The sequence below is a fragment of the Bacillus cereus group sp. MYBK220-1 genome, assembly GCF_051916445.1.
Taxonomy (GTDB): domain Bacteria; phylum Bacillota; class Bacilli; order Bacillales; family Bacillaceae_G; genus Bacillus_A; species Bacillus_A cereus.
Genome location: NZ_JBQAGQ010000001.1, coordinates 1,324,436 through 1,337,011 on the forward strand (window position 1 = coordinate 1,324,436; position 12,576 = coordinate 1,337,011).

Consider the following 12,576-nt stretch of genomic DNA (forward strand, 5'->3'; position numbering starts at 1 on the left):
AAATCACTTCATATTACTCACCTTCTTTCACAACAAAAAGAGCAACCATAAAAATAGTTGCCCTTTCGTCGAAATCTTATATTACTACTATAAATCACTTTTTCAATACTTTCTGTACACTGCATGTATCCTACAAAAAGGTAACATTAAAATCCATCTAAAAACTTGACAATCTTCCTTATTTCAGCGTGTTTTCGGCGTATATAACCTGTACTATAATGTAATTCAAACGCAATTTGTTCTAAAGTCATTCCATCAACATATTTCATTTTAAGTATTTGATGATCCAGTCCTGTAAACTTATTAATCAAAAGCTTTAAATCATACTCTTCATTCATCTTATGAGCTAATTCATATTCAATTGCCTCAATCCGTCCTTCTACCTTAGCCCCTTCCGATTCAGCGGTTAATCGTACATTTTGCAAATCACCGCTAATCCAACGCTTCAATTCGGCTTTTGATTTGTCTAAGTTGTATTCTAAATAAGCAATTTCTTCTTCTAATTTCTTATAATCTTTGAGCCACTTGAACACTTACTGATTCACCCACTTCCGTTCTTTTTACAAAGTCTCTTAATACTAATTTAATAGCATGAATATGCTTATTAGCCTTTTCAATCTTTATTACTTGTAAATCATCTAGCATTTTTTCTTATGACCTATATTTATTTAACACTTCTTGTAATCTCTCACGCTCTTCATCAATAGACTGTACAGTTTTTCTTTCCTCTTCTAGATTTGTTGATTCATCATCTTTATATAACCAATCGGGTACAATCTCTTTTCTATTTGAATACTTCCTACCTGTCCCGTTATATTTCTTTTTCTTGCTCATTTCGAAACGTCTATCTAGTATGGCCACATCAACTAATGTTTTAACTTCTTGCTCCTTCCAATTCCTCAATATAGCCTTAATGTAGTTCCATCTTGGTGCATTCTCATCAACGGCTTTATTAATTGCATGATGAATTAACTCCCCACTAAACAAATTACAAAAGCTCCCCAACTCTGCAATTGCAATTTCACTTAACGGAATGCCCATCCCCTTAATAAAGTTACAACTTACTTTAACCCTCTCATTGATGAATACACGAGATTCTAATTTATCCATATCATCATAATCATTATTATTTCGTTTATTAGTATTTAGTCTATTAGTATTTAGTAGTTTCTGATTTTCCTCATATGGCTTTACCACATCTTGGTTTTCCATTTGTGGCATGTCCCTTTGTGGCGTTTCGTAAATTTCCGTATCCCACCTTGTAATTTTTTTCGTATTCCCATCACGAACAGGATAACGTTTTACATAACCTAATTCTTTTAATTCCTTAAAACCTGTACGGAGCGAATCTTCTCCATCCTTAGCATGTCGAGCTAATTCACTAATATGAAAAGTCCAATCGTCTGGTAATGTAAGCGCATAGGCTAAGATTCCTTTCGCTTTCCATGACAACCTTTCATCTTTTAAACCAGTATTATTTATAACGGAATAATTACTATCTTTTTTCACTCGAATAATCCCCATACTAGCCACCTCATAAATTCTCAAAAACGTTATTCAATGTTATACTTATCTAGAGATATTTTTTCTTATAGAATCCGCTGCAACGGATTCTTTTCTTATTCATTCAAAACAATCATGCTATCCATATCTATTTTCTTCTAAACCTCTCTTATTCCTCAAATTCAACATCCACTTGAATTTCAATATTCATTGGAATTTCTTGTGTTATACGAATCACATTTTGACTCATTCCTTTTTGAATAAGCTTTCTAACCTGCTCTTTTGCATCTTCTTTTGTTTTAAATTCACTGACAGTTGGTAATCCTGCTAAACTGCTAGTAATTACTAAAATCTTTCTTTGCATGTTCTTTCCTCCTACTGAATGTCTGCCATATTTATTTGTGAGTTTTTAACTGTAATTTCTTCATTTAAAACAGTTGGGATTGAATATTCTTCATTAATAATTTGTATTGCTCTATCCAAATGATGACGCTTAATAGCTTTATAACTATTCACACCAAATTCCCGATGTAACTGACTGTAAATATCTCTATATAACTTCCTTCTAAGGCCGATATCCTGATAAGAATTTGAATTTTTACCTCCCAATAACATAACACCTAACCTTTTTACAGCCCTTGTTATTTCTTCACACTCGATAGCATACAGCGGCGTATTTTCTCGCAATCCCTTCACCTCAGACTTAATCTCTTGTATCTCCTGGGTATGCCCTTCTAACGCAGCAAATGTTAACTTTAAAACCCCCATTGGATCCTTTGGCACATTTTGTTGATTTTGTATATACTGCTTCATTCGTTTGAACTCTTTCATGAATTTAATTTTTATTCCAACCGCTTCTCTACTGGTATATCCCATCACAAGTAACGTAAATGCTTCTTCTGTTAAATCATATTTAGGGATTCGCCTGTTCTTTGAATTCATATAAGTGGACTCGTGAAAATTTTCTCCTCCAAACTCTTCATCTACATATACAATTTGTTTTCGAACTTCCTTCAAAACGTCGAAGTGATTTTTTTTGAATATCTTCGCAATTACCAAACTATCCGTTACTACTTTGCCATTAACTTCAAATACTAATGAACTATGTACTGATGAGTCAGTTAATTGCCCCATCCTCATCTCCTCCTCACTACTAATTTTGAACTATCTTTATTGTATTGAGATAATTTCGCACTACGCATAATTCGTTGCTTTCTTTTACAGATTAACTAATTATCGAAATTTAAAATAAATACTATGATATGAACCCTTTTATTAAGTCATTATTCAATAATTCGGTTATCCATTTTAAGCAATTCTCCTCCGATTTCAATTCGCTTCGTTTTCTTCAAATTCAAAAAGATATTCCAAATTATGTTCTGGAAAAAAAGTTTTCTTAATTTCAAAAGCTTCATCATAATAAAAACGAAATTTACCATTTATTTTGTCGCTCACTGTTGCGTGGCGAAGTTTCAGATGCGAAGAAATTTGTGTAATCATAATTCTTTTTCTCGCCATCTCTGCACGCAAATTCGGATACATCGACTCACCACCTATTTTTTTGTACGATATTGCGTTCATTTCCGTTTAAATATAAACTCAATTTCGTATTTAGTCAATAAAAAAACGTATTTAAATACTCAATTTCGCATACTTTTCTATTTACTAACAAATTCAGTTAAGTTATGATATATACAGAAATACGCAATATCGTATACACTTTAATACGAAAGATGGTGAAAGTAATGAAAAAAGCAGAGGTTGTAACACGCTTAATAAAAGAAGCTGGCTATAGCAAAAGAGCCTTCGCCGAAAAAATAGGTCTCCCCCCCACAACACTGCAATCCATGTTATCAAGAGGGATTGGTAAAGCATCTGTTGATAATGTAATAAAAGTTTGTAAGGGATTAGGAATCACTACTGATGATTTAGAAAAACTCGCAACTCAAGAGGACAATACTGTTAAAGAAGAAGTTTCTATTTATGAAACCATCCAAAACGATCAATCAAATATTATTCATATTCCTATCATTGGTTCTGTAGCAGCCGGTACACCAATACTCGCTGAAGAAAATATCGAAGGCTATTTACCCATGCTAAGTACATTTTTAAACAAGCGTAAAAAGTATTTTTATCTTACTGTAAAAGGCACTAGCATGAATCTCGAATTCCCTGATGGTTCTTATGTTTTAGTAGAGGAAACTCCTTATGTTGAAAACGGACAAATTGCTGTTGTAAAAGTCAATGGTTATGATGCTACCGTGAAAAAGATTTCAAAATCCGGAAGCATCATTACTTTAATACCATTGAGTAATGACCCTATCCACGAACCAAAAACTTACGACCTTTCAGCTGAAGATGTAAAAATAATTGGTCGCGTTGTACAGGCAGTAAAGAATTATTAAGTTATAGCACAAGTGATTTAAAAAAAGATAAAATCAATTCTTTTGAAAAGATTTTCTTAGTAACATGATTCAAAATAACCAAAAACAATCCATTATCTAGTAGTTAATATATCCAATAACTTCACTAAAAAAGCCCTGATACCGTAGTATCAAGGCTTTTTTAGTTCATAAATTATATAAAACTTACGTTTATCTGATAATGTTTTTCTATGATATCACTACTTGTTATTAATTATTGGCTTTTATGTGGCTGTTTTTCATTTTGCAACCACATAAAATTGTAATAATAGGGAATAAAAAACCCTTGATACGAGTTGTATCAAGGGTTCAAGCCTCTTAGTAAAGAGACATATATTGATCGCGTTCCCATTGGTGAACTTGTGTTCTAAAAATATCCCACTCAATCTCTTTCGCTTCGATGAAGTGCTCAAGTAAGTGTTCTCCTAGTGCACCGCATACTACTTCATTAGATTGTAATGTAACTAATGCTTGCGCTAATGTTGCTGGTAAGTCAACGATACCTGCTTCTTCGCGCTCTTCTTTTGTCATTACATAGATGTTACGATCTACTGCTGCTGGTGGAGTTAATTTGTTTTTAATTCCATCAAGACCTGCAGCTAATAATGTAGCCATTACTAAATATGGGTTTGCAGCTGGGTCAACACTACGTACTTCTACGCGTGTACTAATACCACGAGATGCAGGGATACGTACTAACGGGCTACGGTTTTGTGCAGACCATGCTACGTAACAAGGTGCTTCATATCCAGGTACTAGACGTTTGTATGAGTTTACAGTTGGGTTTGCTATCGCTGTAAATGCTGGTGCATGTTTTAAAATACCTGCGATGAAGTGACGAGCATCATCACTTAATTGTAAGTCACCGTTTGCATCAAAGAATACGTTCTCACCATTTTTAAATAATGATAAGTTACAGTGCATACCTGAACCGTTCACACCGTATAGTGGTTTTGGCATAAACGTTGCGTGTAAACCATGTTTACGAGCAATTGTTTTTACAACAAGTTTGAATGTTTGAATGTCATCACATGAGCGAATTGCATTTGCATATTTAAAGTCAATTTCGTGCTGCCCTGGAGCAACCTCATGGTGAGATGCTTCAATTTCAAATCCCATTTCTTCAAGTTCAAGAACGATATCACGACGACAGTTTTCCCCTAGATCCATCGGCGCAAGGTCGAAGTATCCACCGTTATCATTTAATTCTAATGTTGGATTTCCTTTTTCATCAACCTTAAATAGGAAGAATTCTGGCTCTGGTCCAAGATTGAAGTCTGAAAATCCTAAAGCTTCCATTTCTTTTAACACACGTTTTAAGTTGTTACGTGGGTCTCCATCAAATGGAGTGCCATCTGCATTGTAAATATCACAGATTAGTCGAGCTACTTTACCTTTTTCAGCTGTCCAAGGGAAAATTACCCAAGTGTCTAAATCAGGATATAAATACATATCAGATTCTTCAATACGTACGAAACCTTCAATCGAAGATCCATCAAACATCATTTTGTTATCAAGAGCTTTCGTTAATTGTCTCACTGGAATCTCTACGTTTTTAATTACCCCTAAAAGGTCCGTAAATTGTAAACGGATATACTTTACATTCTCTTCTTTCGCCAAACGAAAAATATCTTCTTTTGTGTATCTAGACATTATAAATTCCTCCTTAGTCCCTCTAATCGCCTTCAGAATCAGTTATCTTTAGTGAAAAAATCTTGAAATGTCACCTTGTCGCAATGAAGTTCGATTGAATCTACCTGTATGTTGTAGTTCATCTCGAAGTATTTTGCGAAGCTCAGTTTTTGAAATTTCTTTCGTTTCTTCTTTTACTTTCACTGCTTCTGTTTGATTTTCTTTCATTAGTAACACTTGCTTAATACCAGCCATATTCAAGCCTTGATCTAACAAATCTTTAATCTCTAACAACTTATCTACATCGTTAAATGAAAATAATCTACGATTCCCCTTTGTACGGGTTGGAGAAACAAGATTATGCTCTTCATAGTAGCGAATTTGACGTGCAGACAATTGTGTTAAATCCATAACAATACCAATTGGAAACAGCGGGGCAGAACGTCTATCTTCTTTCATTTTTCAGTTCCTCCTTCGCCTTAACTGCTTCTCATTTTATAACATGTTATGTTTAGTGTCAATAGATGTTAGCTTTTCTTACATGATTTTTTTATAAATTTTTTCATTCTTTTTTCTAATCGCATAAATCGTTACTTTTATACGAAAAAAGCTGCCGATATCGACAGCTTCCCATTAAGAAATTATTAATAAATTCTTTTCAATCAATTCGTCAATCGCAGAACAAATCGCAATTTTAACATGCGAATACGTTAAGCCACCTTGCACATACGCAACATACGGTGGTCTAATTGGACCATCAGCAGACAATTCAATACTTGCACCTTGAATAAACGTTCCCGCCGCCATGATTACATCATCTTCATAACCTGGCATATAGTTTGCATACGGAGTAAAATGCGAATTAATTGGAGATGCATATTGAATCGCTTGGCAGAAGGCAATCATACGGTCTTTATCATCAAATTGAACCGATTGAATTAAGTCTGTTCTTGGCGCATTCCACGCTGGTGACGTGTTCATTCCTAACTTTTCTAAAAACGCAGCTGTAAAAATTGCACCTTTCAGCGCTTGTCCTGCAACATGTGGCGCTAAGAAGAACCCTTGATACATTTCTTGCAGACTGTATAAAGACGCTCCAGCTTCCGCACCAATTCCCGGAGACGTTAAACGATATGCACACGCTTCAACATACTGTTCTTTCCCGACAATATAACCACCAGTTTTAACAATTCCGCCGCCCGGGTTTTTAATAAGCGAACCCGCCATTAAATCTGCACCAACATGACATGGCTCTTGCTCTTCAATAAACTCGCCATAACAGTTATCTACAAACACAACAACATCAGGTTTAATTTCTTTAACAAACGCGATCATCTCTTTAATTTGAGAAATAGTAAACGATGGACGAGTAGCATAACCTTTCGAACGCTGAATACCGATCATTTTCGTATTATTATGAATCGCCGCTGCAACAGCCTCAAAATCAACAAGCCCAGCACTAGTTAGCGGAACTGCATTGTAACCGATATTATATTCTTTAAATGAACCTACACCTTTCCCACGTACACCAACAATTTCCTCTAACGTATCATACGGTTTCCCAGTGATATACAATAACTCATCTCCCGGGCGTAAAATACCAAATAACGCTGTAGAGATAGCGTGAGTACCTGAAATAATTTGCGGACGAACAAGTCCAGCTTCCGCCCCAAATACATCAGCATACACTTTTTCTAACGTATCACGGCCAATATCATCATAACCATAACCTGTTGTCGGGATAAAATGCGAGTCACTAATTTTATGTTTCCGAAAACTTTCTAATACACGAAACTGATTGCTTTCAATCACTTCATCCGCACGTTTATGTACTTCTGTAATCTGACTCTCTACTTCTTTTACAATTGGAGCAATTTTTTCTCCATTTTTCAAACGATCAAACATTTTTATTTTCTCCTTCTTCCACTAAAAATCTCTTTAATTGCACATTAAGCGATGAATGAGTAAAAATATACCCTGCACAATCATATACAAATTTATCTTCTAGAAACTCCATCTTTGCTAATAGAGTTTCCGTCTTTAAAAGCGTTAACAACTTACCTTCACTCGGAGGGATTTCCACTCGATAACAATCCATTTCTTTCTTCATCTTCGTTTCTATCGCTTCTTTTATACGCAATAAATCACTTTCTTCAAAAGCACTAGTCATTAAGAAATCACTTTTCGGAAACGGAATAAAGTTTTGATGTAATTCATCTTTTTTATTATATAACGTAATAATAGGAATATGGTTAATTTCAAGTTCTGATAATAATCGTTTTACTGTTTTTTCATGCCCTATGTAGTTAGGATCCGCGGAATCAACTACATGTAAAATGACATCTGCTTCCCCCGCTTCTTCCAGTGTCGAACGAAAAGCAGCGATTAATGAAGTGGGTAAATCTTGTATAAAACCAACAGTATCAGTTAGTAATACTGTATAACCAGAAGGTAACGGCATCTTCCTCGTCGTTGGGTCTAATGTTGCAAACAGAAGGTTTTCTTCAAACGTATCAGCTTCCGTTAATCTATTAAACAGTGTCGATTTCCCTGCATTTGTATACCCTATTAACGAAACTTGAAATACTTTATTATCTTTTCTTCTCTCACGATATCTTTTTCGATGTTCCACAACAACTGCAAGTTGTTTCTTTATTTCATCAATACGGGATCGAATATGACGACGATCCGTCTCTAATTTCGTCTCACCTGGTCCTCTCGTTCCAATACCACCACCAAGACGCGATAAGGACAATCCTTGCCCCATAAGACGCGGCATTGTATATTGCAACTGAGCTAATTCTACTTGAAGCTTACCTTCCCTCGACTTCGCACGTTGCGCAAAAATATCCAGTATTAGTTGCGTTCGATCAATTACTCTCGCATTTAATACTGAGGATAAATTCCGAATTTGACTCGGCGTTAATTCATTATTAAATACAATAACATCCGGCTCTAATTCTTCAGTTAACATTGTAAGCTCTTCTAATTTCCCTTTACCTATGTAAGTTGCCGGATGAAACTTTGGTCGTTTTTGCGTTGTTGACACTAACAATTCTGCTCGTGCAGTCTTCGCTAGTGATGCAAGCTCTTTCATGGAATGCATAAATTTTTCATCATCATCTTGTGGCAATTGACAGCCTACTAATATGACTTTTTCTTTTTCTTCCATCAAATATGTTCACTCATCCTTTTCGAAATTTAAACCTTCTAATATAATAGCAGAGGAAGCACATTTCATCTAGTTAGCGGGGGAGAAAATTCATGGCATGGGAGATTTTTAGCATCATAGGCACAATCGCTTTCGCACTAAGCGGAGCCATTGTTGCAATGGAAGAGGATTATGATATTTTCGGGGTGTATATTTTAGGAATGGCAACCGCATTTGGGGGAGGTGCCCTTCGTAATTTATTAATCGGTTATCCGATTGTCGCGTTTTGGCAACAAGACATGTTATTCCAAATCGCACTTTTATCAATGACTATTATTTTTCTTTTTCCAAATAAGTTAATTAGACATTGGAAAAAGTGGGAAAATATCACTGACGCTATCGGCTTATCAGCATTTGCTGTACAAGGAGCATTATATGCCCAAAAATTAAATTTACCAATTAGCGCCACAATTGTAGCAGCTGTTTTAACTGGTATTGGCGGCGGTATCATTCGCGATCTTTTAGCCCGCAGGAAACCTCTCGTTCTTCGAGCTGAAGTATATGCCTTTTGGACAATTTTAGCAGGTTTTTTAATTGGCGCTCAAATTATTGTTAGCGATTGGGCTCTTTACATTTTATTCATTTTAATTGTTTGCTTCCGCATGGTTTCTATTCATTACAAATGGCATTTACCACACAGACGTATCGAAACGAAAGAACGTTCAATCCATAAATAGCAATCTAACCTCTTTACATATCGTAAAGAGGTTTTTCTTTTCTAACGATTTTTTCTTTATATAATGTTTATACTAATTTTTAAAGTGAGGTGAATACAAATGACAAACCACGTTAATAAAGGAGCTCAAAAAAGCTCAGTAAATCAATTTGGACACGATCCTAATTCAGCACACGAAAAGAGCGCTAAAATGGAACACTTCCATAAAGTACACCAAGAAAAAGAAAAAAAAGAGTAAACGAACTTATACACAAAAATCGACGCACAGTTTATGTACTGTGCGTCTCCTCTTCGAGCATCAAATCCATACTCGATATTCCAATTAAATCATTTTTATCATAGGCATCTTCTTGCAACAACCGCATCGCCTGTGTACGAATTGATTTTTCAACAATATTCCGTACATACCGCCCATTACTAAACGATGTAATTTGCGACGAATACTTTACAGCATGTAAATGATCCCTAAATTTCCATTCAGCCTCTTTCGATAACTGATATTCACGATCTTCATACATTCTTTTCCCAATTTCCAACAACTGATTTACCGAGTAATCCGCAAATTCAATAATAAATGGAAAACGAGATTGCAGCCCTGGATTTAATGAAAGAAAGTGATTCATCTCTCTTGAATATCCAGCTAAAATCAATACAAAACCATGTTGTTTATCTTCCATATGTTTTACAAGCGTATCAATTGCTTCTTTTCCAAAGTCCTTCTCTCCTCCTCGAGCTAAAGAATACGCCTCATCAATAAACAAAATACCTCCCATTGCTTTTTTTATTAAGTCTCTTGTTTTTTGAGCTGTATGGCCGATGTACTCTCCTACAAGATCAGCACGTTCAGCTTCAACCAAGTGGCCTTTCGATAGAATATTCATCTCAAACAGCAATTTCCCTATCATTCTAGCAACAGTTGTCTTCCCTGTACCTGGATTCCCTTTAAACAGCATATGAAGTACTTGCTTCTCTGACTTCAATCCCTTCTCTTGTCTTTTTTTATTCACATAAATCCAAGCATATATTTCTTTTATTATCTTTTTTATATCATCCATCCCAACAAGCTTCCCCATCTCTTCTTCAATTCTCTGCAGCATTTCATGTTTAATTGCAGTTTCATTTGAAATTACCGTTTTATTTTCTGCGGCTGGCAAAGAAATTTTCTTTCGATGGTTTAACACAATATTAATTTGATTGTTGTTTTTCTTTCGCATCGATTGTTCCATACAATCACCTCATTTTATCCACTCACCAAATATTATTATTCCTGTCCCCCTTGTAAATGCCTATTTTCAGAAAAGTTTGCTATAATATAAGAAATAATTAAGGTGGTGGGACTATGGAGACAACGGAATTCCATGATACAATACAAGCCTTTTCTATTTTTTTATTGAATAAAGGCCGAAAACCCTCAACTATTAAACGTTATGTTTATGACGTTGAAGACTTCGGACATTGGTTAGAAAAAAACAAAAAGCTCCCTTCCAGTAATATATGGGCTACACTTTGTACAAAAGACTACGAAGATTACTTTTCCGATTTAAAAACGAATCGACATTACTCAGAAAAAACGATGCATCGTGTATTTATTGTACTAAATAGAATGCATCATTTTCTAAACATTCCTAATCCATTGAAAAATATGGAGATATCTATTCAACCAGACCGTACACTTCGTAACGAAGATTTCATTTCACCTGATGAAGAAAAAAGGTTAAAGTATATAGTCACTTCATTAGAAGGACTTTCAGAAAAACAACTTCCTGTGCGCCCCTTATTAATGGATCGCAATATTGCTATTTTAAATCTATTGATTGACTACGGTTTATCCTTACAGGAACTTACAGCATTAACAATGCATCACGTTCACTTTGAAACTAACACATTATCAATCCCAGCAACCGCAGGTGTAGAAAGAACAATTACATTAGCAAAAGAAGACAAAAAACAACTATATAATTATTACAAAAGCATCCCGGAACCAGTTCGTCCTAAATACCATAGTGATGATCCATTATTTGTCGCATTCGATTTTAACCGTGGAACATACAGGTGGGTATATGAAAATGATGCACCAAAGGCATTAACGGAAATTGCTATACAAAAAATGATTCGCCTCGAAGTGGCTAGAGCCAATTTACGTAAAGGAATTTCAGGACAACATTTTCGTAACACCTATATTTTAAACTTAATAAAAAAAGAAACTCCTGAATCAGAAATTATAAAACTCGCTGGATTCAAATCAAAAATTTCATTAAAGCGATATTATCAATACGCAGAAAATAGAAAAAACGCCTTATTGTAAGGCGTTTTTTCTATTTTTTCTTTAAACAAACGATTTTACTATGACCATTTAACTAATTTCTGCATCTACTATGATGAGTTTCGTTCACATTTTCGTGAGAAAGGAGAGATTTAATGTCTCGTTATAACGACAATCAAAACAAATTCTCCAAACCATGCTTTCCAAGTAGCGCCGGACGAATCCCAAATACTCCATCAATCCCAATTACTAAAGCTCAACTTAGAACATTTCGTGCGATTATTATTGATTTAACAAAAATAATCCCAACACTTTTCGCAAATCCATCTCCCCAAAATATTGAAGATCTAATCGATACATTGAACCTACTGAGTAAATTTATTTGTTCACTAGACGCTACTTCCTCCCTGAAAGCACAAGGGTTAGCTATCATTAAAAACTTAATAACTATATTAAGAAATCCAACCTTTGTAGCAAGCGCTGTATTTATTGAGCTTCAAAATCTCATTAACTATTTACTATACATTACAAAATTATTCCGAATTGACCCTTGCACACTTCAAGAGCTCCTTAAATTAATAGCAGCATTACAAACTGCTCTAGTTAATTCCGCTTCGTTTATTCAAGGACCTACCGGACCTACTGGACCAGCAGGCGCTACTGGACCTCAAGGTAACACGGGTGCTACTGGTGCTACCGGTGCTACCGGTGCCACTGGACCTCGAGGTAACACGGGCGCTACCGGCGCTACTGGACCTCAAGGTAACACAGGTGCTACTGGTGCTACTGGTGCTACTGGTGCTACCGGCGCCACTGGGCCTCGAGGTAACACGGGCGCTACCGGCGCTACTGGACCTCAAGGTAACAC

The 12,576-nt window shown here is 35.5% G+C and carries 15 protein-coding genes; 5 read left to right on the forward strand and 10 right to left on the reverse strand.

Annotated features, from left to right (window positions below; all coding sequences use genetic code 11):
• Window positions 1–146 precede the first annotated feature (146 nt).
• The 5 genes from ACTFRU_RS06675 to ACTFRU_RS06695 form a co-directional block, all read right to left on the reverse strand.
• Window positions 147–533 carry a DUF1492 domain-containing protein gene (locus ACTFRU_RS06675; protein WP_025710429.1) on the reverse strand — a complete coding sequence of 129 codons (387 nt, stop codon included), beginning with the start codon at window positions 531–533 and terminating at the stop codon, window positions 147–149.
• 118 nt (window positions 534–651) lie between these two features.
• Window positions 652–1,524, reverse strand: a complete 873-nt coding sequence (locus ACTFRU_RS06680; RefSeq protein ID WP_025710428.1) for a DnaD domain protein — start codon at window positions 1,522–1,524, stop codon at window positions 652–654.
• Between the two features lie 148 nt (window positions 1,525–1,672).
• Window positions 1,673–1,867, reverse strand: a complete 195-nt coding sequence (locus ACTFRU_RS06685) for a hypothetical protein (RefSeq protein WP_001189064.1) — start codon at window positions 1,865–1,867, stop codon at window positions 1,673–1,675.
• 11 nt (window positions 1,868–1,878) lie between these two features.
• Complete coding sequence (locus tag ACTFRU_RS06690) at window positions 1,879–2,637, reverse strand: ORF6C domain-containing protein (protein WP_025710427.1); 759 nt, start codon at window positions 2,635–2,637, stop codon at window positions 1,879–1,881.
• Between the two features lie 195 nt (window positions 2,638–2,832).
• Window positions 2,833–3,045, reverse strand: coding sequence for a hypothetical protein (locus ACTFRU_RS06695; protein ID WP_000283430.1), 213 nt, complete (start codon window positions 3,043–3,045; stop codon window positions 2,833–2,835).
• A 203-nt stretch (window positions 3,046–3,248) separates the two neighbouring features.
• On the opposite strand from ACTFRU_RS06695, the gene ACTFRU_RS06700 reads away from it, so the two are divergent.
• Complete coding sequence (locus tag ACTFRU_RS06700; protein ID WP_033695267.1) at window positions 3,249–3,908, forward strand: LexA family protein; 660 nt, start codon at window positions 3,249–3,251, stop codon at window positions 3,906–3,908.
• Window positions 3,909–4,244: 336 nt separating this feature from the next.
• On the opposite strand, the gene glnA is transcribed toward ACTFRU_RS06700, so the two are convergent.
• From glnA to hflX, 4 genes are all read right to left on the reverse strand, one after another.
• Window positions 4,245–5,579: a type I glutamate--ammonia ligase gene (glnA, locus tag ACTFRU_RS06705; RefSeq protein ID WP_000092763.1), complete on the reverse strand. Its 1,335-nt coding sequence runs from the start codon at window positions 5,577–5,579 to the stop codon at window positions 4,245–4,247.
• A gap of 48 nt (window positions 5,580–5,627) precedes the next feature.
• Window positions 5,628–6,017: a transcriptional repressor GlnR gene (glnR, locus tag ACTFRU_RS06710; RefSeq protein WP_000656783.1), complete on the reverse strand. Its 390-nt coding sequence runs from the start codon at window positions 6,015–6,017 to the stop codon at window positions 5,628–5,630.
• Between the two features lie 174 nt (window positions 6,018–6,191).
• Entirely contained in the window at window positions 6,192–7,463 is a 1,272-nt protein-coding gene (locus ACTFRU_RS06715) for a methionine gamma-lyase family protein (RefSeq protein WP_000460304.1), read from the reverse strand.
• Window positions 7,456–8,730 carry a GTPase HflX gene (hflX, locus tag ACTFRU_RS06720; RefSeq protein ID WP_000391407.1) on the reverse strand — a complete coding sequence of 425 codons (1,275 nt, stop codon included), beginning with the start codon at window positions 8,728–8,730 and terminating at the stop codon, window positions 7,456–7,458. The genes ACTFRU_RS06715 and hflX overlap by 8 nt, the downstream gene beginning before the upstream one ends.
• Window positions 8,731–8,822: 92 nt before the next feature.
• Here hflX and ACTFRU_RS06725 point away from each other — a divergent pair, with 92 nt between their 5' ends.
• Window positions 8,823–9,446 carry a trimeric intracellular cation channel family protein gene (locus ACTFRU_RS06725; RefSeq protein ID WP_000312266.1) on the forward strand — a complete coding sequence of 208 codons (624 nt, stop codon included), beginning with the start codon at window positions 8,823–8,825 and terminating at the stop codon, window positions 9,444–9,446.
• 99 nt (window positions 9,447–9,545) lie between these two features.
• Entirely contained in the window at window positions 9,546–9,683 is a 138-nt protein-coding gene (locus ACTFRU_RS06730; protein WP_000181503.1) for a hypothetical protein, read from the forward strand.
• A 31-nt stretch (window positions 9,684–9,714) separates the two neighbouring features.
• On the opposite strand, the gene spoVK is transcribed toward ACTFRU_RS06730, so the two are convergent.
• Complete coding sequence (gene spoVK / locus ACTFRU_RS06735; protein ID WP_000438174.1) at window positions 9,715–10,671, reverse strand: stage V sporulation protein K; 957 nt, start codon at window positions 10,669–10,671, stop codon at window positions 9,715–9,717.
• Between the two features lie 113 nt (window positions 10,672–10,784).
• Here spoVK and ACTFRU_RS06740 point away from each other — a divergent pair, with 113 nt between their 5' ends.
• Both ACTFRU_RS06740 and ACTFRU_RS06745 read left to right on the forward strand, forming a co-directional pair.
• Window positions 10,785–11,750: a tyrosine-type recombinase/integrase gene (locus tag ACTFRU_RS06740; protein WP_000450326.1), complete on the forward strand. Its 966-nt coding sequence runs from the start codon at window positions 10,785–10,787 to the stop codon at window positions 11,748–11,750.
• A 113-nt stretch (window positions 11,751–11,863) separates the two neighbouring features.
• Window positions 11,864–12,576 (forward strand): collagen-like repeat preface domain-containing protein (locus ACTFRU_RS06745; RefSeq protein WP_440037544.1); only part of this gene is annotated, 713 nt, incomplete at its 3' end.